This window comes from Paraburkholderia phenoliruptrix (assembly GCF_019511605.1).
GTDB lineage: Bacteria > Pseudomonadota > Gammaproteobacteria > Burkholderiales > Burkholderiaceae > Paraburkholderia > Paraburkholderia phenoliruptrix_A.
The window spans coordinates 67,652-91,740 of sequence record NZ_JAEUAV010000010.1 but is presented as its reverse complement, the minus strand read 5'-3'; the positions used below and the strand labels follow the sequence as shown (position 1 = coordinate 91,740).

At 58.4% G+C, this 24,089-nt stretch carries 24 protein-coding genes and 2 pseudogenes; 4 read left to right on the top strand and 22 right to left on the bottom strand.

Features of this window, described 5'->3' with window-relative positions; translation table 11 throughout:
* Positions 1-2 precede the first annotated feature (2 nt).
* From JNB89_RS15255 to JNB89_RS15210, 10 genes are all read right to left on the bottom strand, one after another.
* Complete coding sequence (locus JNB89_RS15255; protein WP_220362762.1) at positions 3-1,169, bottom strand: type IV secretion system protein; 1,167 nt, start codon at positions 1,167-1,169, stop codon at positions 3-5.
* Positions 1,166-3,604 carry a VirB4 family type IV secretion/conjugal transfer ATPase gene (locus JNB89_RS15250; RefSeq protein ID WP_220362761.1) on the bottom strand — a complete coding sequence of 813 codons (2,439 nt, stop codon included), beginning with the start codon at positions 3,602-3,604 and terminating at the stop codon, positions 1,166-1,168. Before JNB89_RS15250 ends, JNB89_RS15255 begins: the two co-directional genes overlap by 4 nt.
* Before the next feature lies 1 nt (position 3,605).
* Positions 3,606-3,926, bottom strand: a complete 321-nt coding sequence (locus JNB89_RS15245) for a type IV secretion system protein VirB3 (protein WP_220362760.1) — start codon at positions 3,924-3,926, stop codon at positions 3,606-3,608.
* Positions 3,927-3,943: 17 nt separating this feature from the next.
* Positions 3,944-4,285, bottom strand: coding sequence for a TrbC/VirB2 family protein (locus tag JNB89_RS15240; protein WP_220362759.1), 342 nt, complete (start codon positions 4,283-4,285; stop codon positions 3,944-3,946).
* Positions 4,286-4,342: 57 nt separating this feature from the next.
* Positions 4,343-4,984, bottom strand: a complete 642-nt coding sequence (locus tag JNB89_RS15235; protein WP_220362835.1) for a lytic transglycosylase domain-containing protein — start codon at positions 4,982-4,984, stop codon at positions 4,343-4,345.
* Positions 4,984-5,499: a hypothetical protein gene (locus tag JNB89_RS15230; protein ID WP_220362834.1), complete on the bottom strand. Its 516-nt coding sequence runs from the start codon at positions 5,497-5,499 to the stop codon at positions 4,984-4,986. Before JNB89_RS15230 ends, JNB89_RS15235 begins: the two co-directional genes overlap by 1 nt.
* 328 nt (positions 5,500-5,827) lie before the next feature.
* On the bottom strand, positions 5,828-6,196 hold the full coding sequence (locus tag JNB89_RS15225; protein ID WP_223216768.1) for a hypothetical protein: 369 nt from the start codon (positions 6,194-6,196) through the stop codon (positions 5,828-5,830).
* Positions 6,105-6,338: a helix-turn-helix transcriptional regulator gene (locus JNB89_RS15220; protein WP_220362757.1), complete on the bottom strand. Its 234-nt coding sequence runs from the start codon at positions 6,336-6,338 to the stop codon at positions 6,105-6,107. Before JNB89_RS15220 ends, JNB89_RS15225 begins: the two co-directional genes overlap by 92 nt.
* A gap of 117 nt (positions 6,339-6,455) precedes the next feature.
* On the bottom strand, positions 6,456-7,019 hold the full coding sequence (locus tag JNB89_RS15215; RefSeq protein WP_220362756.1) for a hypothetical protein: 564 nt from the start codon (positions 7,017-7,019) through the stop codon (positions 6,456-6,458).
* A 239-nt stretch (positions 7,020-7,258) separates the two neighbouring features.
* Entirely contained in the window at positions 7,259-7,660 is a 402-nt protein-coding gene (locus JNB89_RS15210; protein ID WP_220362755.1) for an ACT domain-containing protein, read from the bottom strand.
* A 214-nt stretch (positions 7,661-7,874) separates the two neighbouring features.
* Here JNB89_RS15210 and JNB89_RS15205 point away from each other — a divergent pair, with 214 nt between their 5' ends.
* Both JNB89_RS15205 and JNB89_RS15200 read left to right on the top strand, forming a co-directional pair.
* The gene (locus tag JNB89_RS15205; RefSeq protein WP_220362754.1) at positions 7,875-8,819 is read left to right on the top strand and encodes a fatty acid desaturase family protein; all 945 of its coding nucleotides are present in this window, start codon (positions 7,875-7,877) and stop codon (positions 8,817-8,819) included.
* Positions 8,812-10,134, top strand: coding sequence for a hypothetical protein (locus tag JNB89_RS15200; RefSeq protein WP_220362753.1), 1,323 nt, complete (start codon positions 8,812-8,814; stop codon positions 10,132-10,134). Before JNB89_RS15205 ends, JNB89_RS15200 begins: the two co-directional genes overlap by 8 nt.
* Here the strand turns inward: JNB89_RS15200 and argP are convergent.
* Positions 10,104-11,012, bottom strand: a complete 909-nt coding sequence (gene argP / locus JNB89_RS15195; RefSeq protein ID WP_220362752.1) for an HTH-type transcriptional regulator ArgP — start codon at positions 11,010-11,012, stop codon at positions 10,104-10,106. The genes JNB89_RS15200 and argP overlap by 31 nt on opposite strands.
* A gap of 698 nt (positions 11,013-11,710) precedes the next feature.
* Between argP and JNB89_RS15190 the strand changes: the two genes are divergently transcribed.
* Together JNB89_RS15190 and JNB89_RS15185 are read left to right on the top strand one after the other, a co-directional pair.
* Positions 11,711-13,603 carry an FAD-binding monooxygenase gene (locus JNB89_RS15190; protein WP_220362751.1) on the top strand — a complete coding sequence of 631 codons (1,893 nt, stop codon included), beginning with the start codon at positions 11,711-11,713 and terminating at the stop codon, positions 13,601-13,603.
* 20 nt (positions 13,604-13,623) lie between these two features.
* On the top strand, positions 13,624-14,064 hold the full coding sequence (locus JNB89_RS15185) for a MarR family winged helix-turn-helix transcriptional regulator (protein WP_220362750.1): 441 nt from the start codon (positions 13,624-13,626) through the stop codon (positions 14,062-14,064).
* Between the two features lie 113 nt (positions 14,065-14,177).
* Here the strand turns inward: JNB89_RS15185 and JNB89_RS31420 are convergent.
* From JNB89_RS31420 to JNB89_RS15135, 11 genes and pseudogenes are all read right to left on the bottom strand, one after another.
* A pseudogene (locus JNB89_RS31420) lies at positions 14,178-14,444 on the bottom strand (glutathione S-transferase family protein); the annotation flags it as partial.
* Positions 14,445-14,471: 27 nt separating this feature from the next.
* Positions 14,472-14,741, bottom strand: a pseudogene (locus JNB89_RS15180) (glutathione S-transferase N-terminal domain-containing protein); the annotation flags it as partial.
* A gap of 127 nt (positions 14,742-14,868) precedes the next feature.
* Complete coding sequence (locus JNB89_RS15175) at positions 14,869-16,224, bottom strand: MFS transporter (RefSeq protein WP_220362748.1); 1,356 nt, start codon at positions 16,222-16,224, stop codon at positions 14,869-14,871.
* A gap of 31 nt (positions 16,225-16,255) precedes the next feature.
* Positions 16,256-17,401, bottom strand: a complete 1,146-nt coding sequence (locus JNB89_RS15170) for a porin (RefSeq protein ID WP_220362747.1) — start codon at positions 17,399-17,401, stop codon at positions 16,256-16,258.
* A 183-nt stretch (positions 17,402-17,584) separates the two neighbouring features.
* Positions 17,585-18,883: an NAD(P)/FAD-dependent oxidoreductase gene (locus JNB89_RS15165; protein WP_223216767.1), complete on the bottom strand. Its 1,299-nt coding sequence runs from the start codon at positions 18,881-18,883 to the stop codon at positions 17,585-17,587.
* Between the two features lie 24 nt (positions 18,884-18,907).
* Positions 18,908-19,210, bottom strand: coding sequence for a 2Fe-2S iron-sulfur cluster-binding protein (locus JNB89_RS15160; protein ID WP_223216774.1), 303 nt, complete (start codon positions 19,208-19,210; stop codon positions 18,908-18,910).
* A 197-nt stretch (positions 19,211-19,407) separates the two neighbouring features.
* A complete protein-coding gene (locus JNB89_RS15155; protein ID WP_220362746.1) occupies positions 19,408-19,758 on the bottom strand; it encodes a Rieske (2Fe-2S) protein in 351 nt (116 codons plus the stop codon).
* 2 nt (positions 19,759-19,760) lie between these two features.
* Entirely contained in the window at positions 19,761-20,357 is a 597-nt protein-coding gene (locus JNB89_RS15150; RefSeq protein WP_220362745.1) for a hypothetical protein, read from the bottom strand.
* Positions 20,351-21,004: a hypothetical protein gene (locus tag JNB89_RS15145; protein WP_220362744.1), complete on the bottom strand. Its 654-nt coding sequence runs from the start codon at positions 21,002-21,004 to the stop codon at positions 20,351-20,353. Before JNB89_RS15145 ends, JNB89_RS15150 begins: the two co-directional genes overlap by 7 nt.
* A gap of 302 nt (positions 21,005-21,306) precedes the next feature.
* Positions 21,307-22,470, bottom strand: coding sequence for a porin (locus JNB89_RS15140; RefSeq protein ID WP_223216766.1), 1,164 nt, complete (start codon positions 22,468-22,470; stop codon positions 21,307-21,309).
* A gap of 252 nt (positions 22,471-22,722) precedes the next feature.
* Complete coding sequence (locus JNB89_RS15135; RefSeq protein WP_220362742.1) at positions 22,723-24,072, bottom strand: spinster family MFS transporter; 1,350 nt, start codon at positions 24,070-24,072, stop codon at positions 22,723-22,725.
* Positions 24,073-24,089: the final 17 nt, after the last annotated feature.

Below are 24,089 nucleotides of genomic sequence, written 5' to 3'. Positions count from 1 at the left end.
CATCAAATGCCTTGCTGCCCGAGGTTGTCGCGTGCGACCCGCTGATACGCCGGCAATGTGCCACCTCCTGAACTCCCTCCACCACCGCCGCCTGAGCCCGTCGTGTTGCGGATCGTGCCGCCTGGCCGTGGCCCGTTCCCGCCACCGGTGAGCGCTCGCCCGAGCATGCTGGCAAGGCGGCGAGACGCAACACCTGCGACGAAAGCGCCAAAGCCCGATAACGTCGCACCACCGGAAAGACCCGATGCCACCGCCGGCAACTGCCAGCCGACCATCGCCAGAAAAATGGCGGTCGCAAACATGCCCAGCGCAGCCCCCCACGCAGCCGAAGCCTCGAGCGCAGCCTGGCCAGCGGCGACAAGTGCGCCGGCGTTTGAACCGGGCGGTGCGGTCGTCACCTGAAACGGTGCAAGTTCAGTTGAGAAGGCCGTCAGGGCCATGCCCAAAAAGGCCGCCACAAGGATTTGCAGCAGCGCGTAGTTCGCAACTTTCGCGGTCCACGCCTCGAAAAAGCGCGCGGTCGGCGCAAACGCTGCGCAGACAATAAACACGGGCCCGATGCCCAGCACGAGATCGAGCAGCATCCTCGCCATGACGACTTCGAACGCGAGCACGATGAGGAAGATCGAGCCACCGAGGGCCGCGATGAACCCGCACACGATGTCGCCGATTCCGGCGACGATGCCCGAAAGGCTCATGCCCTCATGCGTCGCCTTCACGGAGTAGGCGTCCAGAACCAGGTCGACCTGCTGGTCATAGCAGTCGAGCGTCTGATAAATGCTGGTGGCGCTCGCCGCCGTTACGGCGCTGCCGCTGGCCGAGCCACAACCGGGATTGCCCCCGCCGGTCGTGTTGGCCGCGTTCTGGATCGTTTGAGCGAGCCCTGCGGTGGCGCCATTGATGGCCGTCACCACCTGCTGCTGATAGAGCCCACTGCCGAGCGCGAATGCGAGAATGGCTGCCACCTTGAGCCCTCGCCACGCAAAAGCTGGCACTGGTTCGTGCGCCTCGCCACGCACAACAGCAAGGCCGTACGCGAGGACCCAGATGGTGACGGCGGTCGTCGCAGCCGGGACGAGCGCGCCTGACAACGCCGACGACACATTCGTCACGTAGCTCGACATCCCGTTCTCGAGCGTGCCGCCGATTGCGGTAAAGAGGCCGCTCATCGCATCCCTCCCGCCTGCGCCGCTCTACGTCTTGTCAGCTGCTCACGGAATACCGGCAGCCAGACATCGGGATCGTCGCCCACTCGCGCGCGGATGGCGTCGAGCAGCTCGACGTTGTCCGTCGTGCCGGACAACACATCGAGCACATCGCCGAGCCCCTTGAGATCCAGCCGTCCGATGGCCGATTGGTGCCCCTGCTTGACCAGGAACATCCGGCTGTTCTCGCCCAGGTTTCGGACGATGTTGAATTCGGCCTCAGTGAGCTTGAAGCCGTGAACGTAGTCGTCGTAATCGGCCCGCGGATTGGGCAGGAAAAAGAACGTCCCGCTTTGCTCGATCAATGCGCGTGCGATGTCGCTCCGCAATACGTCCGCGGGCGACTGCGTGTCAAAGATGCCGAGCCCGTTCTGCTTGCGGATGGTCTTCTGTTTGTTCTTCGCAAAGTCGGTGAAGACCGGATCGTCGAGCCGCTTCCAGAACTCCGTCATCACGTAGATGAAGCGCCGGCCGTCGATTACGCTCTCCGTTCGGTACAGTAGGTACATCGTCACGGGCGTCGAAACCTCGGCGTCATCGAGAAGCTCCGTGTCGTCGAAGCCGAACAAGCCCGACTGTGCCAATTCAATGCGGTCGGTGGGATTGTCGAGCACCCAGCCAAGCCGCCCGCCTATGCACCACTTGGTCAAACGCGCGTGCAGGCTGTTCTCGCCCACGTTCGGCAAGAGCTGCCGCACCATAGAGAGGCGCCGAAGCGGCTTCTCCATGCGTGCGACCTCACGAACCGCTCGTAAGACGTCGAGCTCATCCCTTGCGGACAGCGGCCTGCCGCCATCGACGAGCTTGCGCACCAGCCGCTCCCAGAAGTCGAGCACGAACTCGGTCGGCTCCATCTGGAATGGATTCAAGCCCGTCGGCTCGCCACGGCGGAAGACCGTATAGACGCCGCCCATTGCCCGAATCGCGATCTCCGTACCACGGTCCTTGTCGTAAAGCACCACCGTGATGCCATACTTCATCGCCATAGCGAGCAGGAACAGTTCGAGCACCGTCTTGCCTGCGCCGGCCTGCCCAATGATCTGGGTATTGGCGAGTGCCTTTTCGTCGACGGAGTCCTGCTTTTCGGCCGTCACGTGGAAATTCAGATACAGCGGCTGACCGCTCGGCGTCTTGACGATCGTGATCGCCTCTCCCCACGGATTACCCTCGCGCTTGCCGGTGGAGAAGTTATGCAGGCTGGACAGCCCGCAGAAATTGCGCGACGTAAGCTTCGCTTCACGTGCCCGGTAGCGCCAGTTTCCAGGCAATTGCGCAAACCATGCCGCATCGGCAACGAGGTCGATCAGGGCCGTCTGGAAGCCGGCATCCGCTAGCTGCGTACGTGCCTTTGCGACGTTTCGGGAGAGAGCGTGCAGCGTGTCACCGAGCACTGCCAGCGAATAGTGATATTCGCCGAGCACGAAGTCGCCGTTGATCAGGTCGTTGAGCGCCTGATCCATTGCCTCGACCTGCGACACGGCCGCGTCCTCGCCCGCAATCAACTGGTTGCGCTGCCGCTCGAGCGCCTCTTTGGCGCTGGGTTTGTCGAGAATCGTGAAGCTTTGCGTCTCGATGTACTCGAAGTCGCCGTACAGCAGACCGTTGAGCATCCCTGGTTCAGTGTCTTCCGGGTAGTCTTTCAGATCGAGCATCGCGGCGAAATGCGTCTCGCCGGGCATTCGGAGCTCGAGCTTTTCTGCGCCGACGAACAGGCGTGACGTGGGCAGCGCTTCGCGGATCGGCCCGGACGGGAGTGGCTGGCTTTCCCACACAGCATTGACGAGATAGCCGAGCAGCTCCAACGCCGACGAATACCGGCGCGGGCGTTTAGCATATGGGCTCGGCTTGCGAAAAACCCCAAGCGCCACCGGGTCGTAAGGCGCGAGGCCGGCCTCGACCTGAGCGGCGAGTTCGCTCATCACCTTGAGTGCTTCGTGCTGGTCACGCCGGATATCGTCGAGCGTGCGACGCGCAGCTCGACTGAATAGGCGTCCCATTATCGTGCGGTTAGGCCGGTAGACGAGCGTGAGGTAGAGCTCGTTGGCCATCATGCGATACCCTGCAAAGCTCGCGTAGTAACGTGTCGCAAGTTCCTGGCAGAACCGGTTGGCGTACGGCGTGGCGAAGTGGTCCCAGACGCGCCGGCGCAGCCGATGCGTCCAAAGCGCGACATGGCCGCCAGGCAGTGCGCGCACGAGCTGGTTGAATCCATCGTGCCGCACGGCAATGTCAGCTGGATCGGCTGCCTCAAACGAGATCCCCGCGACTTTCCAGATCTGCAGATAGTCGCCTTCGCGAGTCTTGATGACGTGATCGGTCACATGCGTCGAATACGGGATCATGTCGGCGAGCGGCACTTCCCGGTGAGCGACGGTAACGAATTGAGGGGCGGCGCGCATATCACGCTCTCCTCTTGAGCCGCACCGGCGTGTAGGCATGGGTACCCCAAAACCGCCGGTTTGCTTGCCGAAACCGCATCCGAAGACGCAGCACGTACTGAGCAAGGCGCTGGTCGTCGAGGCGCGTAACCATGCGCATGGCAACGAACACAGGGATCATCAGGAACAGGATGGCGACGCCCAGTGGGGGACTCGCGAGCAGCGCCCAGATCGCGGGAATCAGCATGCCGCCGCCAGTGATGAGAGCCGGCACGAGCGGCACACCCCACAGCATGGCGGGACGCGTACAGCCCTTGAAAACGCGATCTTTGAGAGAGTTCATGATTCGTCGCTCAAGGATCAGCCGCCCGTCGGGATCAGCATGCCAGCGATGACCGTCGCACAGCCGACGAACAGCCCGCCAATGAAGACATTGGCGATGTCGCCAAAGCGCGCGTGTTGGAACATCATTCGAAAGCCCGCCCAGATGATCGAGATCGAGCAGATAACGCCACCGACTCCAAGCAAGGTCGTCTGGATCGTGCTCAGCAGCGTATTGACCTGCGACAACTGAGCCCAGGCGGGAGATGCGGCGAACAGCGCCGAAATCGTTAGTGAGGCCGTTCTGGCGAACTGTCGATCCTGGCTGAATCGAGCAGATCCATGCCCAAACCACGCTTTGATTCGCGAACCCAGTTTCATCGGTAGCTCCCATCTACTTCCCCGACGTCAATTGCCCCCATCCATCCGGTCAGCGTCCTAAAACACCACTGCGCTTTGAACCCGCTCGCCGCTCTGGCCCGGCGGCAGTTCCCTCCGATCCGGGCTTCGCGGCGGGTCGGTTGCTCGCTTCGGCCGAACCGGGCTGGTGGAAAAACCAGTCGTTACTGGGACGACCGGAATCGGTGCGATGGCTGGAACGACGATCGGCGGCGTCGAGACGGCTTGCTGCGCGTCGTTCATGACGCGTTGGACATAGCCGCTGCGAAAGCCTGTCCAAAAGTTGCCACTCGCGTAGCAGGACAGACTCGCGCGAAGTGCCGCCTGCTCATCCGCATGGGCATGACGAGCGAGTTCGAAGCATCCTTGCAAAATCGCAGCGCCCGCAGCCAGGTTGCGACATGGATCGAACGCAGTGCGCTCGGTCAGGCCATACCGCGTCCAGTTCGTGCGGTTGACCTGCGCCAGCCCCACACTAAAGTGCCAACCACTCGTCGTTAGCGCGTGCGCCGTTGCGATGGCTTCGGCCTCGGTGGACGGCTGCCGCACGAGGCGCCCATGCACCACGCCAATCGCGTACGGGTTGAACCCAGACTCGGCACGCACCACCGCGGCCATCGTGGTCGGCGAAATTTGCGGGGCGCACTGTTGGGCGAGCACGAGAAAATCGAGCGGCATGATTAGTGGCCCCCACCGGATCCGCTGTCCTGCTCGATTTGTTGCAGGAACAGCGTCGCAGACTGCGTTGGGTCGTACGGCACCTCGGTACTGCCAGTGCCGTAGAACTCCGTAACGGTCGATCCTTGCCCTCCCACGTCCCACCAGACGCGCGTGTACAGCCGGTTGTTGATGTCGACGTTGATCGCGCCGGAGGCTCGGCACAGCAGTTCGCTCTGCTCTGGGCCGCCCCAGTACAGGAGGTCTTCCCGGCAATACCCACGGCTCGCGAACGTGTTGCTCGAAAACGTGCCTTGCGATCCGCCAGCGCCAAAGTCGCAGGTCGGAAACGGGTCGCCGTGACGCAGCGCGCGCCACAGTCTCTCAATCGGTGGCACGCATTGGCTGTACTGTTCTGGGCCGCCCGGATTTGATAGGCAAAGGATGACCTGGCAGCCCCAGTCGTCGGCACGTGCGACGCCCGGACCAAAAATCGCGGTGCCGGCGACTAATGCAAGGCCCAGCGACCAGCCTTGCATCGCTCCGTGGATCGCGGTCCAGCCACGATCCTTCCATGCTATGAGCCACGTCTTCACGATCCATCCTCCATCGATTCGCACCGATGCACCAGAACGGACGCGTGAAAAAAGGAACCCGCGGCGCCGGGGAGGCTTACCGCGGGCTCAAGGGGGATCAGACTCAAGCATCAGGTAATGACAAGCCCGTAATTTTTCTGAGCTACGGGCTTCGATCGCGTGGAGACTGGCCTACTTATGCATACACGTCAGTACATCGGGGCCGCTCACGCGTACTCGGTCGTGCGCTCGCACGTTGACCGGAATAGATTGTTTAGTGACTTCAACTACGTCATACCTGCACTGCCAGCAGGCTCGCAATACTTTGCTTGGCAGCAGCAAGTTCCAGCTCGTACTTGTGCCACGGACGCCGGGGAATCTTGAGCCGCCGGCAAATCACTTCGCGGCCCGCCCGCCACTGATACGCCATATGAAGCAGCTCTTTGTGGCATGGCGCCAATCGCTGCCACGCCTGCTCGACTAGGGCAGCGTCAGTTGGGTCATATCGGCCACGGGATGCACTTGCCCAATTGTCCAGCCGAGCGTCAATCGAAGCGACCGCACGCTGCTCACTCATCGCAAGCTCCATCATCGGACTGCGAAGCGCGATATCCTGCCGGGTTTTCGAGAAACCGCTCGATATCGGCAGCTCGCCAGCCAACGGCCCGCTCGCCGAGCCTGATCGGGCGTGGGAACGTCCCCTCCTGGATCCGCTGATAGATCGTCGAACGCTTCAGCCCAACTTCGATTTCGACCTGCCTGCGGCGTAATATGGCACCCGCGACTCGCAACTGCGCTGGCATGTTCAACCTCCGACTGCCTGGTCCCTGTGAGCTACTGCATGGGTCCCATTGAAGCAGTGGATCGCACTGACGGGCAATTCCGTCGTGCCGTCAGAACATACCGTCAGAGAGCTAGCATCAACGGTGGCGACCGTCCAATTCACTTACTGAGTCAGGCCTCAGCGCGGCGGCAAAGGTCTGCGCGCTACGCGACGCTTCGCCGTTGGCCTGAGGTTTCAGTCCGAGCTTTTCATCGATAGCCCGGGCGACGGTGGAGGATTTTGGCGGGCGTTCGGGGTCCCAATCCGACCAGTACTCGCGCATCACGTCGAACAGCGCCTCAAGGGTGCGCGTAAGATGCGGAAGACGGACGATGACGCCAGGGGGCGATTCATCTGGACCGGGAGCGGATGTGCTTGCCCCTCCCGAGAGACCTTGCACGTCGGGTTGCATAGGAGTGCTCGAGGCAGATGACCGGTCGAGCTTACGTTCAAGATGCGACGCCCAGACATGATGCATCAGCACGGTCCGGGCAAGCGCGGTCTCGAGCAAGGCGATGCGGCGATCACGTTTTCGCAGGCGCTCGGTCAGGCGCGAGATAAGCGCCCGGGCCTCTTCGGTCTGTCGATGCACATCGCCCAGGCCAAGGTTCGCATCGGCCGCTGAGCCTTGTTGTGGAATATTGTCGGTCGGTTCGGACATGCTTTGCCCTCTCTAGCTCCAGGCAAGGTCCCTCGGCATCGTGTGGACAACCTCGACGCGATTCGCTCATATACCAGGCACCTGCACCTGATATTTATTCGCCTCTCGGTTCTTTGAATCCCGATTTATTGAGTGTGGCATCAAGCAATAACACGCCTAGCACTATCTCTCCACCGCCAAAAAATATTCTTCCGCCGGGTGACCCGCGGAACGCGCCATGCGCGCAAGATGGTCAACGATCATCTGTTGGAAAAAGCAGCGATCTCTTGCAATAACACCATCGCGTCCTCCGCCCTCTCGACGGGTACCAGAATGTGATCGTGGTAGTAACCGGCGATCACATTGCACGCAATGCCTGCATCCGCGAGTTTGCGACTGACGACAGCCATAAACCCCACTGCTTCGAGGCTCGAGTGCACAGACAGCGTAATGAGACGAGCCTCGAATGTATAGGGCAAACTCAGGCGCTCGGCGTCTTCACGCGGCACGACAGCCGTCAGTCCCTCTCGTTCGCTGATGGTACAGATGGTAGGCAACCCTATCGGCAAAACGAAGTTCGGAAACGAACAATAGACATACACGGAGTCAGCCATCACAGGACTGAGCTTCGCACATAGCTTGATCAAGTCTCTTTCGCTCAATGTCTCGGCTCCTTAAAAAGAGAATTACGTTATGCCATAGATGACGTCACTAACGCACGGCATAAAAAAATTATTTACGTCGTATCATTATTTTAATCATCGCTCATTTTTGTCTATTGGCCTCCTATGATCTCGACACAAACTGGATCTACCCAGGAACGGATCACAGAGTCCGGACAGTAGGGGTACTCTCTTTTTCGAAAGGAGCCTTACGATGCATTCAACGACATCGCCTCTGGTCGCTGCCGATCTAGCAGCCATTCATTCCTCCGTTGCGGCATCGGGTCACGTCTGGCCCTCGCTACAGCCCCGCACATGGCAAGCACTGGCCGACATTGCCCTCGACTGGGGCATCATATGGCTCGCTGTTTGGGGCGCATTTACGATGGGCAGGTGGGCCGCACTAGTAGCGGTCATCGCAATTGGCAACCGGCAACGCGCGCTGGGCAACCTGCTTCACGATGCCGCACACCGCAACCTGAGTACCCGCCCCAGCGTCAACGACAGAACAGCATATCTGTTCCTTGCGGCACCACTCTTCAATAGCCTTACGCTGTATCGCAAGCAGCATGCGAAGCATCACGCCTGGCTCGGCGATCCGGCGAGCGACCCCGATTTCATTCCAAATGTCGTCAACAAGGGAGACCGTTGGTACCACGCCTATGCACGCGTGCTGAAGGACCCCTCGACCTGGGCCGGATCGTTCTTTGGGCACCTGCTATCGAAAGAAGTCACCGCATGGCAGCGGCTCGGCGTCTTGCTTTGGTGGGCGATATATGAGGCGCTTTTGACGGTAGCATTCGGCATACACTTCGCGCTTCTGTTCGGGTTGTTGTGGATGATCGCTAGAGCCACTGTGTTCCATGCAATCACCACATTCCGCGAGATGACTGATCACTATGGGCTAGACCCGCGCGGAATCTTTACCTACACCCGCGACATTCTGGATCGTCGGTTCGTTTCGACGCTCCTTCATCCGCATCACAACGGGTACCACCTAACACATCACCTCTTTCCGCACGTCCCCTATTACCGTCTTCCTGAGCTACACGCACGCCTCGAGCAGCTTCCTTTTTTCGCCCGGCGAGCAATCGTCTGCCACGCATACTTCGGTGGTACGCGTGCCGCTGTCAATGGCTGGGGAGCGCGGCATGCGTGATCGAACGTTGAACGCGATGCAAGTCGGCGCGATGCTGATATCCACGAGCTGTGGTGTTGGTTTCTTCGTTGGAACGGGCGAACAGGCGATGGTTGAAGGCATGGCCGGATGCCTTTACGCAGTCGCAACAGCACTGGGTCTGACCTTGCTCGCCGCCTGCGCGCCTACGTTTTGGCGCACGGGTCGATCTATCTGGAGTCAGTTTAACGGGTGCTACGGCCCGTCCGTCGGCCGCAATGCAGCAGCCTTATCCCTGGTCTGGATGACGGGCGTACTCGCTGCACAAATTCGCGGAGGTTCCGCAGTGTTAGCGCTTACGGGGCTATCTAGGACTTCCGCAGAAGCGGTGATCATTGTCCTGCTCCTAGCACTATCGATAGTTCGCCTGTCATGGCTTTCCGTTGGCTTCGCCTGCTGCCTGATCGCATGCAACGTACTGCTCCTGCTTTCTCTGATCGAACCGGAAAAAATCGATATTTGGCTAATGGCACCTGCGACTTTCGCAAAAGCATTTCAGCAAGGTGCCTCCGCTCACACCGGATTTGTCCTAGTGTCCGTCGCCGTTATGGTCGTATGCGGCGCGGACTATCAGCAGTTCGCGATGGCGGCCCGCACACCCTCTAGCGCTCGAGCCGGAAGTCTGGTCGCTGCAGCGCTGGTTCTCGCCATGGGTTTCTTGTTGGTCTCAGCAGTCGTTGCAGCCCGTCAACATGGGGATCTGCAACGCGCGAACGATCCTATCCAAGTTGTGCCGGTCCTGCTCGTGCACAGCCTTCCTGGCGGCGCCACGACTACGGCGCAAGCCTTTGTCATAACCTTGCTGGTCGGGGCTGCTCTCGGTTCTGCGAGCTCGATACTGCGAGCGATGTCGGATGCAGTTGCGATGTTCGGCCGACCTTCTGTCATGCGCCCTTTCTGGTCCCGAGCTTTGCCGGCGTTGCTCGGAATCGTCGTCGCGTCGCGTCAGCAAAGCCTTGTCGACATGATGGTAGGTCTCAATCTCATCTACATCGCCGCGGTGGCACCATTGTTGGCGCTAAGCCTCTTGCACGTCAGCATCTCCGGCCGCGCAGCGAATACAGCGATGGCGATAGCCTGCGCAATATCACTGGCAGATTATCTGATCCGCTGGGAAACCAACACTGCACTGCCCGAAGTCCCGCCACTGCTTGCGTCGATCGCCGCCGCACTTGCCGTTGTGGGCTTATACCGAGCTGGCGACCGCCTCCAAGAAACGATTGGGACATCTGCACGATCCCGCGCTCAGCCATCGACGGCAGACTCTTATTGCTCTCGCGACGCAGAAGGTGGCTGAATCAACGTCTGACGGGCTTCGCGCATGACTAGTTCGCTAATAGTCTGTGCGTTCGGTGGCGCCTTCACCCAACGATGCCAGTATAGATCGACGGAGATCTTGTCGTGCGGCGCCAACGCCACGAATTCGCCCGAAGCGATACGCGACTGCACCTGCATGGACGGTACCAGGCCGTAACCGACTCCCGCATGGATGGCGAATAAGAGAGCCTGCGGCGAAGGAAAGTAATGTACCGGATAGCCATTGACTGGAAAACCAACGAGTTGCGCGAGAAAGGTCGCATGTAAGCCATCCTTCCGGTTGAATAACACTGCGGGCGCAGCGAGGATATCCCGCAGATTCAGTCCTCGCGCAAAATTTGCTTCAACGAAGGAGGGTGTCGCCACGCATTCATATTCCATGGCCCCGATCGGTTCGGCAACAAATCCTGTCGGTGCAGTACGTGCCGTCGACACGCATCCCATTGCCTCGCCGCGTGCCAATACGGCTAGCGTGTAATCCTGATCGTCCACGATCAGTTCTAGAGCGACATTTTCCTTCGCAATCGTGCAGGCAACCGGCCCAAACCACGTCGCCAGAGAATCTGCGTTGATCACGATCGCGGCCATTGTTCGGGTGCTGGCATCGGGCTTTATCCTTGAGATCGTGTCGGCCTCAAGCATCTTTAGCACCTGGATGTGGTGAAGCAACATTTCCCCTGCAGGTGTTGGCGCAACGCTTTCGCGCACGAGCAGTAGGACTCCCACGTGCTCTTCGAGTGAGTTGACCCTCTGGAAAACAGCACTTTTCGTAACGTTCAACGCATGCGCCGCCTCGCGGAAATTGCGTGTCTGCACGACGACAAAAAATGTTTCGAGTTGCTGACGATCGAAGTACATGATCCTGAAACCGATTCTCTGATCACTCTAGCCGTTTGATCGCGATGCAGACCAGGCCGTAGTCATCGACGCGATAAAGATTAATTCCACTCGCAGAACCTTGCACTAGAAGCAACACGCCGTGTCGTGGCGATTTAACACTCGTCTCAACCGCAAGAACGGTGCTTGAGACGCCCTATCCTCGCGTCGGAGATCCCAACCTAAGTTGGCAGGAGCAAGATAGTGGCCTGTACCCCAAAAAACGCGTGAGCGCGTCGAGTCTCGCTCGCGACACGCGAACAGCAATTTGCCCAGGTTTTCTCGTTCTCCTCCAATACGAGGACTCCCTCCATTACCTCTTTGCACGGTCACGTATCGCCCGGTCATCTTTCTCCGTGACATCACATCATTATATTAGCCATCTAATTTTAGTAAAGATAGGTGCGCACTCTGATGCGTCCTTGACCTAGGGCCCAAAGCCTCGAATGCCCGGGCATCTGCGGCCGCCAAGAGGTCAGTTGGCGAGCCAGGGGGCGCTGATGTGTCTAACGGCGGATCGCCAAGTGCAACCACGGCGCCGCCTAAGGTGTTGCGCGTTGCACTGATGGTCGGCGAAACCTGAAGCAAGGGTAAACGTCCACGACGACGATCCTTTCACATAGTTGGTATACGGAGTATATTTTCCTCACCGCGACATATGCCACCCGGAGGAAGACATCGTGCAATTTCATCTCAACGGTTTTCGTGTCGGCGATCCATCGATCGAGCCCGCCTTCGGCACCTCGCAGTCTGCGCACATGCCCGATACGGTCGACGTGCTTATCGTCGGAAGCGGCCCTGCCGGACTCGTACTCGCCGCGCAACTGTCTCAATTCCCGTCGATCAATACCCGCATCGTGGAGCGTCGTGATGGACCGTTGCTGATGGGACAAGCAGATGGCGTAGCGTGCCGTACCGTCGAAATGTTTCATGCGTTCGGCCTCAGTGAACGCTTGCTAAAAGAAGCCTACTGGGTCAACGACACGGTATTCTGGCGACCTGATGCAAACGATCGGGAAGCGATCAGCCGTGCCGGTCGCGTTCAAGACACCGAAACAGGCCTTTCAGAATTTCCGCACGTTATCGTCAATCAGGCCCGGATACAGGAATATCTGCTCGATGTAATGCGCCGCTCAGCGCGGCGGCTGGAGCCGGACTACGGCATGGAAGTCGTGGACATTCAGCGCGACGATAGCCATGAGTATCCGGTGCGCGTCGCGTTGCGGCGTAGCGACCCAACCCGGTTTGATGAGGTCGCCGTGCGCGCGCGCTATGTCGTCGGTTGCGACGGCGCGCGCAGCCGTGTGCGCGCGGCGATCGGGCAAACGCTTCGCGGAGATACAGCCAATCATGCATGGGGCGTCATGGACGTTCTTGCCGTCACAGACTTCCCCGACATCCGGCTGAAAGCGGCCATCCAGTCTGCGAGCAACGGCAATCTCCTTGTCATTCCGCGCGAAGGTGGGTATCTGGTGCGCTTGTACGTCGATCTAGGTGAGGTTACGGCGGAAAACCGCGACAGGATTAGGCAGATCACAGCCGATCGCAGCATCGCGACGGCCCAGCGAATCCTCCGTCCCTATTCGCTTGACGTGAAAGAGGTGGCATGGTTTTCGGTTTACGAGGTAGGGCAGCGCCTGGCCGATCGCTTCGACGACGCTGTTGCGGCGGATGGCACTGCCCGGGAACCTCGTGTGTTCATCGCGGGCGATGCCTGTCATACGCACAGTGCGAAAGCGGGCCAAGGCATGAACGTTTCCATGCAGGACGGATTCAACCTTGGCTGGAAGCTCGGCGCGGTGCTGGAGGGGCGCAGCGACGTCAACCTGTTGCGGACGTATTCGGACGAGCGCCAGCCCATTGCACAGGAACTGATCGATTTCGACAAGGAATGGTCGGCGATGATGGCCGCTCCGCCGAAAGATCCTGCCCGAACAGAAGCGAGCGGCGTCGATCCCGCAGAGTTGCAGGCGTACTTCGTTCGAGCGGGTCGCTATACAGCGGGTATCGCAACACGTTACCGGCCTGGCATACTAACCGGCGAAGCCACGCATCAGGCGCTCGCAAAGGGCTTTTCGATCGGGACGCGTTTTCATTCGTCGCCGGTCATCCGGTTTGCAGATGCAAAGCCAATGCACCTCGGACACGTCGCACAAGCAGACGGCCGCTGGCGTTTGTACGCGTTCTCGGACGCGAATCGTAGCATGCTGCACGCTCTATGCGAGCACCTCGCGACATCCGCGGAATCAGTATTGCGACTCGTCACACCGGAGGGCGCGGATGTCGACAGTGTGCTCGACCTGCGGGCCGTGCTGCAACAACCGCATCGGGAAGTAAATCTGAAAGATCTACCGACGCTTTTGCTGCCACGCAAAGGCCGTTATGGCCTGACCGACTATGAGAAAGCCTTTACTAGCGACGCGAGCATTGATATCTTCAACGAACGCGAAGTCGACCGCGAGCGGGGCGCACTGGTTGTGGTCCGTCCTGATCAGTACGTCGCGCACGTTCTGCCACTGGACGCCTACGCGCAGCTCACCGGTTTCTTCCGTCCGATATTCCGTATGCAGTAACACACCTCGAGACTGCGAAATTGCCGATCAAGAACAACAATGCACAAGCGCTCGCCAAGTTCACGGGTAGTCTCGTGCGCCGCGCGCAACAGCGTCACGTAGCGATATGGCTCGACGAAGTATCCACCGAGATCACGAGCGTCCAGTACGCGGCACTTGAGATATTGCAACAAACACCCGGGGTGAATCAGCGTCAGCTTGGCGATGAGCTCGATGTGGACCGTTCGACTATCGCCGATCTTGTTGCTCGTATGGTCCGCAATGGACTGATCGAGCGTTCCGACGATCCCGCCGACAAGCGCAGTTACGTGCTGTTTCTCACAGCAGAAGGCAAGAGGCAGTTAGCTGCGTTACGCCCGCGTGTCGAGACACTGGAGCGTATCCTCACTGCGAGGCTGAGCCCCCGGGAGTGTATCGAGTTGCGCCGCCTGCTTTCTGCATTGCTGCCGGAGCGGACATAGTTTGTGGCTCTTTCTCCATGTAGAGAACACGTTTTGACGTCACATGGCGGCGCCCCGTTGATCAACGTCAACTCCTGGCAACGAGCGCGCTCACGTGTCTTCGCGAAAGATGGCCGCTGCTCCATGCGGCGTAGCCAGGCCACCAGGTTATCGCGGCCCGCTGTGAGTTCATCCCATTCCGGTGTGTAGGAAAATAGCGAAAGCTGAGCACCGATCGCCAGATCCGCAAAACTTATCCCATTGCCAATGAGGAAATCTTCGCTGCCCAGAACACGCGATATTTCATCGAATGCAACGTGAGCGCGCGGCTTGGCCTCGGCTATCGCCGCCAAGTCAGCCGGTTTGGCCAGCAATGCAGGGCATATCAAGCGTTGAAACACGATAACGTTGGTGCAACCGCAGAACAGTTAGCTGTCGTTGATGCCTATCAACTGTTCCCGTGCCGCAACACGTGACGCGTCCGGCCTCAATAACGGTTCGGGGAGCACGCGATCGAGATAGCGAATGATTGCCTGTGTCTCATAAAGCGTGAACTGCCCGTGGTGAAGGACGGGCAAATGACCGAACGGGTGGAAGGCAAGGTGTGACTTCAGCCTGCTTTCTCCGAACGCCATTTCCTTCAGCGCCCAATCCACCGCCTTCTCTTTTAGCGTCGCCATTACGGCCCGCCCATAGAGACTAGATACAACTGCGAACCTCGAATTCGGCCGTCAGCATCTCCCTGACGTTAGTTCCAGGACCCCACTGCTTGGTCGATGGAAGAAGCAGCGTATTGATGTCTCAATGGATATCTGCACGAGAACTTCAGCTGGTCGCCGGGATGTCTCGCGTATCGGATGCCCGAATACGTTCCGTCAAACGCCCCAAGACGAAAAGCGCTAGCGCCCCACCCAACGCCGGGCCCGCGATTGTGGCAAATAGCGCCTGTCCTTGCCCGAGTTGCGTCATCATGAGTGCGCCGGCCATCGATCCGGCGATCGAGCCAATCCTACCGCTAGCCACTGCCCAGCTGACACCTGTCGCTCTCGCCGATGTCGGATAACTGATGGCTGCGAGCAGGTTCAACCCGTTCTGGCCGCCCGCTACGCCGACGCCCACGAGGAAGACCGCGGCGCTCGCCCAAACCTGGTCGGCCAGCAAGAAACCAAGCGCCGCCAGAGCTATGGCAGCGCCAAAGTACATCACGAATAGCACCCTATGCGGATTCAGGCGGTCCATCAAGATCGCCGCGGTGACGCCGCCGAAGATACCGCCCACTGGCAAGAGCGTACTGATGCGAGCCGCGGTCGAGATACCATAGCCTGCGTCTTTCAGGACGCTCGGCAACCAGCTCGTCAGCAGATAAATTACGAACATTGAACCAAAAAAGGCGCCCCAAAGCAGCAGTGTGCGTGGCGCCTGCCCTTCGACGAACAGTCGCGAAACCGGTGACCGATCGTTCGCGGCCGGCTCCCCCTTGACAAACGTCACTTCGTCCCAATCGGTCGTACCTGTAATCTTCGCGACTACAGCCGAAAGGGCTACCCTATATCGCGAGCGACCGACCATGAAGCGAACAGACTCAGGAAGCAGCCACGCGAGCAATGGCAAAAGCAGCAGAGGCACGATCGCACCGATAAGCAAGAGCACCCGCCATCCAAATACCGGAATAACGTGGCTGGCTATCTCGCCGCTGAGCGCCAATCCGAAGGCAAAGCCGCTGGAACTCAACGTGACCATAAGCATGCGACACCTCGCCGGCGAATATTCGGAGCTCAGGGTAATACAGGTTGGCATCGCCCCACCCAAGCCAATTCCTGTGACAAAACGTAGCGCGATGAACATGCCGATCGAGTTCGAAGCTGCCGAAGCCAGCGTAGCCAATCCGAAAACGAGCACCGACAGCAGCAGCACCTTTTTTCGCCCGTATGTGTCAGCCAGCGGTCCTACCAGGAAACTGCCGCACATTAGACCCAACAGTCCAGCACCGAAGGCAGGTGACAATTGGTTTGCCACCAAACCCCATTCTCCCCGCAACGACGGTGCGATGTACCCGACCACAGCCGTATCAAAGCCATCCACGAGTACAACCAGGAAACACATTATCAATATGACGGTCTGAAAGCGCGACACCTTTCCGGTGTCAATAATTGTGTCGATATCAGCGGTTCTGCCATTCATTTGACAGTTGTCCATCTCACCTTCCCATCCCTCAGAAAAAGTGTCGAATACCGATCATGACGCCTGTTTGATCGATCCCTGCCATCGGCAAAGACGAAGTTCCGGCAGTACCTCCATCGACAGTGAAAATACCTTTGCTTTGATTGAAGACACGTCCGGCCGTCACGTACACAGCGCTGCCTTTCGAAAGGAGATACATTGCACGCGCAGCGATGACAGAAGCGCCAACAGGGTGTGCCGCTACATTCAATTTGCCAAACTGAGCGTCCAGAATCACTTCTGGAACGACGAGATATGAAGCGCCAAGCCACCAATAATTGCTATTCACGTCGTAAACCCCGGGTGCCTGCAAGCCATGATTGATTCGATGAAGAAACCCCGTCCCCACCGTTACGTTACCGAGCTTCACATAGCCGTTTGCAACACCGCGCGTGTCTGTTTGAGAACTACTGGGCAATGGTGAACCACTGCCGGCACCGCCGTAGTTCCGGTCCACGGCCACGGCCAAGCCCCACCTTGCCGCTTCATATTTCAACATTGCGGATATTGCTTTGCAGGCGCGCCAGTCAGTGGGCGACTGCCCCGCGCACCCCCCGGCGGCCGCAGGCGCCACTGCGTCGCGGCCAAACGAAAAAGCCACGCCGAACGAAAGCCCCGACGACGAAAAACTGTAGACGATCGAGTTGTCCACCCGAGGGGCAGCAGCCAGGTACGGGTCGAGCAGGCCGGCGCTGTATATATTGGGTGCCAATGTATCCCCGGGTATCCCCCAGAAAATCTGCGAATATTGGCGCCCAAGAGACAACGTCCCCCAGCGCCCTGAGAGCCCGACATATGCTTGTCGACCGAACAAACGGCCACTTTGGTTCATGGTCCCCTGTTGAGGAGCGAATCCAGATTCCAGCACAAAAACAGCTTTTAACCCTCCGCCAAGGTCCTCGTTCCCACGGATTCCCCATCTTGACGGCAGCGTTGCCGTGAGCGTCGGCACCAGCGCTGCGCTCGACTTCTGTTTCCCTATATTGGTCACATATTCAATGCCAGTGTCTATAATCCCGTATAGCGTCACGCTCGACTGCGCAAAAGCCGCTCCCGACACCAACATCGTCATCAATGTAAAAATGACCCTAACGAAATGATCTGTAAGATCCGTCCACCGCCATCCAAGCGTCCTCATACGTTGTCTCCAAATATGGCTCTAGCGTCATATGATTTATGGCTTCTTAAATTTATAATTCTCGGCGTATAACATATACGTCACCGATATCGCCGCCGAAAAACCGATGCAATTTTTATTCAGCCAGTTTGTAAGTAGTCCTAAATAAATAACCGAATAGCGCCCTGCCCTTTTTGAGCGGTCTTAGGTGATCTCTGTCAGCGGCATGGAAGCGTCCGCTAGAGCTTCGGGACGAGCCTCGAGCGCATTCATAACGAGCCTGCGTCCTTGAACGTAGTCCTTGACGGAATTGACACAATCAAGCGCGACAACTCGCCCCTGCTTCAGGTACACCACCGCGAAGGATCCACTTGCGCGTTCACCACGCACTACAGCCAGATCGTGCCCGCTCGACAGACCCACCGTCTGTAACTTGAGGTCATATTGATTCGACCAGAACCAAGGAATCGCGTTGTACTCCGTCGGTCTTCCCGCGATCGAGTTTGCAACGGCATTAGCCATGTCGACCGCGTTTTGCACTGACTCGAGACGAATGTCGGCATTGCCTGCAAACCGGCTCGCGTGTAAGGCGCAGTCACCAATCGCATATACGTCAGGCAGCGATGTCCGACAGAACCCGTCCACTTTCACGCCGTTTCCACCTGCCGCGCCTGCAGCGAGTAGTGGCCCGACCGCTGGAACGATGCCGATTCCGACAACGACCATCTCCGCTGGAAGTATCTCGTCGTCCACGAGACGGACTCCAGTGACGCGCCCGTCGTTACCGACAATGGAGGCGACGCCTGTGCCCAGACGTATCTCAACGCCGCGTGCTCGATGCTCGAACTCATAGAAGCGGGACAGCGGTTCGCCTGCCACCCGGGCGAGAACCCGATCGAGCGCCTCGACGATGACAACGCGCTTACCCAGCTTCCTCAATGCTGCAGCGGCTTCGAGTCCGATATAGCCACCGCCGACCACTGCGACACGCTCGACACGCGTTAGCTCACCGAGCATGCGGTCAATATCGGCCCGCGTACGCACCGTGTGTACGCCGCCCAAGTCGAAACCCTCGCAATTTAGACGTCGAGGGACCCCCCCTGTCGCCCAGACCAAAGTGCGGTAGCCGATTTGCGCACCGCAAGCAGTTGTCACCGTATGCTCGTCGGGGTCGACCGCGACAACGCGCTGCCCGAGCAACATAGTCACTCTTCGCTCGTCCCAGAAGTGTGGAGGGCGAATCAACAGTCTTTCGAACCCCTTCACACCCAACAGGTACTCCTTTGAAAGCGGCGGGCGTTCGTACGGCAACTCCGTTTCAGCGCCCAGAATGGCAATGGAATCGTCAACGTTCACTTGCCGAAGCGCGATTGCAGTTTGTGCACCACCGTGCCCAGCACCGACGATCAAAATGTCATAACACCTCATTTTTTCCTCTGCTAAGCAACCTCGTCGAACCTGATATCGTTGCGGCGAACCGGCTGGCGTTGCGACGTTCCGCATGGCAATTCGCGCTTTCCACGAACTTCACTCCTCCGGAGCGACGGTTGCCTCCAAGCCATCGAGATCGCTCGTCAACACAATTTGGCAAGACAGTCTCGAGTGTTCGTTGCGATGAGTCGACGTATCGAGGAGAGCTGCCTCGTCCTCAGACATGGGCGGCAGTCGATTTTTAAACGGCGGGTCGATATAGACGTGGCACGTGGCGCACGATAGACAACCGCCACATAATGCAAGAATTTCGTCCACGCCCGATGCCCGAATCGCCTCCATCAGGGAGACGCCATCGGGCGACTGAACCGTAACTGCACGCCCCAGCCTAGTCCTCAACGTAAATTTCAAGACTGTCTCTCCTTCAGATCATCACGCGTTCATCGCACTCTCTCGCGATCCGCTGTGCACTACTGCATCGGTCCCAGAAACGAGCCAAACTGCAGCTCCCATTGCCTGGAAACTGGCTAGTCCCTACGGCTTTGATTCTGTAGTCGGCCGGACGGGCGACCGACTACACAAAGCCTCTATTGCATTCATAAGTTCTTTGAAATTCCGACATAGATGTTTCCGTCCGCCAATTCGACGGCAAATGTCTCGAGGTGCATGATGCTATCGCAACCCACCGTCTCGCCGGTCACTGTATTGAACCTTAGAAAGTGCCAGGGACACACGACCTCGCCATCGACAACACGTCCGAACTTCAATGGCCCCTGCATATGCGGGCACCGGCTATCGAACGCAACGATCTTCCCTTGCTCGGCTGCCCTAGCAAGGGCTATCATGCGGCCGTAAATGCCACGCGTAATGATCGACCCGTCATTCGGGATCTCGGTTTCTGGGCAAGCGAGCACATACCCCTGTGAGACCAAATCTGTACCCTGCATGGTCAGCCTCCGATATGTGGCTTTTGAGACTTGCCGCGCACAAGCCCATAAGCGGCTGGATGAACCCCCCCGCAGTCGGGGCATGTCCTCTTTTGCTCCATACCGTTGAATTCCGCGACCCAAAGTTCGGCACTATCGAGAAGACGATCGAACCCTCGCGGACCAATTGCGAACGACTGACGTCCTAGGGCAGTTCCGCAGCGGGGGCATGGGCAATCTATCTCGGCATGGGCGGGCTTGCCAATCGCGCCGCCGACAGCGAGCATGGCGTATTGTCCGTTTTGATTGGGCAGGTCCAGCCAAATCGCGTCGCAATCGAACGACAGCCAATAACCCATGACGTTCTCAATGGTGAATGCCGTCCCGGATGCGACCTTATGCATCACGGCGCCTCCATCCTTGGAGGCGATGACGGCGACTCTATTTTGATGCCGCTCCAGAAATTGGAATTTCGGATCGTCTGGTGCGTTCGCACCAGTCCAGATTGCGTACTGCCCCCGCTGTTGCCAACCTACGGTCACGTCTGCGAGAAGTCGCGCAAACGACATATCCGGAGCCGGAATACGCGAGGTGGAGGGAACGAAACCGCGGCTCACCATTGCAACCTCGCGGCCCTTTCTTCGGGTCGATCCGCAGGCTGCATGGCCGAATAGCCTAAAGGATTCCTGTGTCCGCAATCAGGGCAGATTTGATGCTTGGGGTTTGCATTGAATTCACGCACTGCCGCCAGCTCAGCGCCCCAGAATTTCCTAAAATCTTCGCCTGTCCTGCACTCGCGCATGAAGAGCAGCGTCACGCACTTTTCGCAATACCAGGCAAAGCGATCAGTCTCCCGACCAGTCGGCTTACCCATGACAACGACGAGCCGACCCTGTTGGTTTCCTTCGGGAGGAAGCGTGATGATAATTTCATCTTTGTCATTAATGTGCCAGTACCCAAACACGTGCTGCGCGTGGTGCGGCGTACCGGCTCGCGTGACGTGAATGGAGAAGGGAGTGCGCGGCACTTCCACGACCCCGCTCGGCCCGATCTCAAAGTTCTTGCGTGTCTCCACGAGTCCGATCGGGCTCGATTTCCCCTGCCCGATGTCTTGCAGCGATCGGTTTTCGACAAGACGAATCCCTACCACGTTGTCGCCAACCTCCTTGAATCCAAAAAATTGCTTGACCAACGTGTCTTGAAAGTAATTCCAGTCCCTCTCGATGGTCTCCAAGGGCTCGTCTATGTACAGGTCTGAATACATCACGTTGCACCTCCTTCTATGAGCTACGGCATTCGATCGGAAAACCATCGTAGGCGAATGAGACAACCACCTAATGGACGATCTCCCCAAACACAATTCGTCCCCCTTCATTCTCTGGATTTAATTAGCCATCTAATTATCTATAGTATGCATGCCTGATGTCATTGACAAGACGGGTTTATACGGACCACGCGGCGACATCCTGCCCATTACACGGGGCTCGATCTGATAGGTCATTGCCGCAATGTCGGACGGCTGGCGTCGATAAAGCGTATCCAGTTTGGCGTGTTGTTCGACCATGATCGTCAGAACCTGTGTCGGATGCCTAGCGTCGCGAGGACTTGGTTTGCGGACGACGATGGTGAGACCGTAGCGATGTTCGCGACGGCTTGCCGCCCGGTCGAATCAGTTCCCGAGGCGTGCTGATAGACACCGACAAGATAGATATCCGTTCGCTTGGTTAGGAAGTAGTCGACGCCCGACGTCAATTGATCGTACGCGGCATGGTTGGCTCCATACCCGTCAGTGTAGTTGTATGCAATTCCGGCGACCAAGAACGGCGTGATTCGGAATTTCATGTTGACTTCTGCGTTATGAAATTTCGCGGTGCCACCCGCACCGGAAGCGGGAAGTCCGGCAAGCGCGCCGATGTTCTTGAACTGCGTGTTGCTGTACGCAACACCAAGCGTCACGGCGTCCACCGTGTAAGAAACGCCGACGGAAATGATCTGCAACGTGTCGGCAGAAGCATAGCCAGAATAGACTGTGCTGCCCGTCATATTGGACGCCGTTGCACTGGACAACGCGTTATTTCCGAAGTAGGAGAAGTTCGGCTGCTTGGCGTTCAAATACGCAGCACCAACTTGAAGCGAGTCGCGAGAATAAGCGCCGCCAATCGACCAGATTCGTTTGCGGCTGAAGTCTACCGCTACTCCACCCAGACTGAAAAGGCCGCCAAACCTGAAGCCGGAGTACGTCTTGCTGGCAAACTTTATCGAGTTGTTGATCACATACGCCGGCAGGTTATTGTCAAGATTACCGGGGTGTGCCCCGTAGCGCGACGCCCATTGCGATGTTGAGGCAAACACGCTCGTGTAGTCGACGATGGAATCGTACTGACGACCGAGCGTCAATGTTCCCAGTCGCGACGACAATCCGACATAAGCTTGCCGCCCAAATAAGTCTCCTCCTTGAGCGAGCATACCGTTCGTGATAGTCATTCCACCTTCGAGGACAAACAGCGCTTCGAGGTCTTCGCCTAACTTCTCGTCCCCACGCAGCCCCCAGCGATCTCCTTGTAGGTTTCCGCTCGCCAGCGAGTATTGCGCGCCACTAGCTCCAGCGGGAGACGACTTGTTGATGTAGGTAAAACCTACGTCCGCGATCCCGTACAAAGTGACGGAGCTCTGCGCATATACAGATCCGTTAAAAATGCACAGCGATGCGGCGACAATTCCTCTAGCTCTCAAGCTGCCTCCTCCTTTTGTGCGCTTCTCAGCTCGCACTCCTAATGGCATTGACGGATCTGGTCCATACGCCCCCCTTGAAAGAACATGCCATCTGACCTCCCGTCAGCCTCAGCTGACACCGATTTACTCCGCCTACGGTTAATGGAGTAACGGTCTCCACTGTGCGCCCTCTGCATCAGCGATTGCCTGGTGCCTGGCACTAGAAAGGACCAAAACATAGATGCTTCTGTTCAACGAACACGCAGACATCGGTTACCGTTGCCCGCTCGATCGCTCCTCATCGCGTTGTATGCTCGCTGCGACACCTAGGAAGACAATCGCCCCCGCTGCACTACATGAGATGACAGCAATCAGGGCCGCGCGAAGCGGTTGTGCGACATCAAACCGGGCCAAGATGTCGCTAAGGAAACCGGGAGCGAATGGGCCAAGTGCCTGACCAATGACAACGGTCGTCGCTGCTGCGACGGCGGCGGCAAGGCTGCGTAGCGCAGGTGGCGCGACATTCTGGACAATCGCGAACGCAGGCCCTGCCACGAATCCGGCGACGAAAACATAAGCACCAAACCAAACGAAGGCTTGTTGTTCAGAAAGACCGCTTACGGAAAGTACCCCCATTGGTAGGGCCGCGATGATTGCGCCTGCGGCGACGTGGGCCCGGTTCGCCGGGCGCTTGCGTGCCAAAATGTCGGCGAGCTTGCCCCCGAGCGCTACGCCGATCGCACCCGATGCCGCGGCGACCAAGCCCATACGTAACCCGACCCCACGAGCGGACAGTCCGTAATATCTCATCATGTAAGCCGGGAACCAATTGAGCAGCGCCTGACTGGCAAGAATCGACAGACCATAGCCGCATGCGGTAAGGAGGATGACGGGCCGCGCCGCGACGATGCGCAGCGATGTGGCGAAACTTGGAAGGGCCTCGCGTACAGAGCTTCTGTGATGGTCACGGGCATCGTGCAAGGTCAGAAAAAGAACCAGCGCCAGGATGATTCCCGGTATCCCCAGGATCAAGAAGGTTTGGCGCCATCCGAGGATATGGACGGACAACCCGCCCAGCACGAGGCTCAAGCCTGCGCCCACGTGAACCCCGACGGCATAAACACCAAGAGCGGTTGCACGCTGCCGAGGCGGAAAATGGTCGGCCAGCAATGCTTGCGACGTGGAACTTGCGCCGCCTTCGCTCGCCCCAATGAGGACCCGAGCGATGAAGATGTGAACGAACGACCCCGCCAGCCCGCACACCGCGGTCGCGATACTCCAAAGGCAGAGGCATCCGGCAATCAGCCGGCTCTTTGACCAACTATCTGCGATCCTCGATAGGGGCATTGCCGCCAATGCGTAACACAGGCCGAAGGCCAGTCCGGAAAGAAGTCCGATCTGCGTATCGGACAGGTGAAGATCACGTCGAACCGGTTCGATCATGATCGCTATAAGTTGACGATCGATAAGGCTTACCGTGTAGGTGATCGTCAAGATCAACAGTACGAAATAGCGATAGCGTGACACTTGGCCCGCTGCATCCGCCGTCCCCTCACTGGATTGAACCGTGCTGTCCGCGCCATTTCCAGCCGGAATCGCGCCCACTGGCGATCGTTGATTCACCGTTGTCTCCCTTATTT

Coding starts and splice junctions, on each gene's coding strand:
- JNB89_RS15155 (WP_220362746.1), bottom strand. CDS start 19,758: ATGCAGGGTACAGATTTGGTCTCACAGGGGTATGTGCTCGCTTGCCCA.
- JNB89_RS15150 (WP_220362745.1), bottom strand. CDS start 20,357: ATGGTGAGCCGCGGTTTCGTTCCCTCCACCTCGCGTATTCCGGCTCCG.
- argP (WP_220362752.1), bottom strand. CDS start 11,012: ATGTACTTCGATCGTCAGCAACTCGAAACATTTTTTGTCGTCGTGCAG.
- JNB89_RS15255 (WP_220362762.1), bottom strand. CDS start 1,169: ATGAGCGGCCTCTTTACCGCAATCGGCGGCACGCTCGAGAACGGGATG.
- JNB89_RS15200 (WP_220362753.1), top strand. CDS start 8,812: ATGCGTGATCGAACGTTGAACGCGATGCAAGTCGGCGCGATGCTGATA.
- JNB89_RS15205 (WP_220362754.1), top strand. CDS start 7,875: ATGCATTCAACGACATCGCCTCTGGTCGCTGCCGATCTAGCAGCCATT.
- JNB89_RS15250 (WP_220362761.1), bottom strand. CDS start 3,604: ATGCGCGCCGCCCCTCAATTCGTTACCGTCGCTCACCGGGAAGTGCCG.
- JNB89_RS15220 (WP_220362757.1), bottom strand. CDS start 6,338: ATGCCAGCGCAGTTGCGAGTCGCGGGTGCCATATTACGCCGCAGGCAG.
- JNB89_RS15240 (WP_220362759.1), bottom strand. CDS start 4,285: ATGAAACTGGGTTCGCGAATCAAAGCGTGGTTTGGGCATGGATCTGCT.
- JNB89_RS15230 (WP_220362834.1), bottom strand. CDS start 5,499: ATGCAAGGCTGGTCGCTGGGCCTTGCATTAGTCGCCGGCACCGCGATT.
- JNB89_RS15175 (WP_220362748.1), bottom strand. CDS start 16,224: ATGAATGGCAGAACCGCTGATATCGACACAATTATTGACACCGGAAAG.
- JNB89_RS15215 (WP_220362756.1), bottom strand. CDS start 7,019: ATGTCCGAACCGACCGACAATATTCCACAACAAGGCTCAGCGGCCGAT.
- JNB89_RS15170 (WP_220362747.1), bottom strand. CDS start 17,401: ATGAGGACGCTTGGATGGCGGTGGACGGATCTTACAGATCATTTCGTT.
- JNB89_RS15245 (WP_220362760.1), bottom strand. CDS start 3,926: ATGAACTCTCTCAAAGATCGCGTTTTCAAGGGCTGTACGCGTCCCGCC.
- JNB89_RS15165 (WP_223216767.1), bottom strand. CDS start 18,883: ATGCGGAACGTCGCAACGCCAGCCGGTTCGCCGCAACGATATCAGGTT.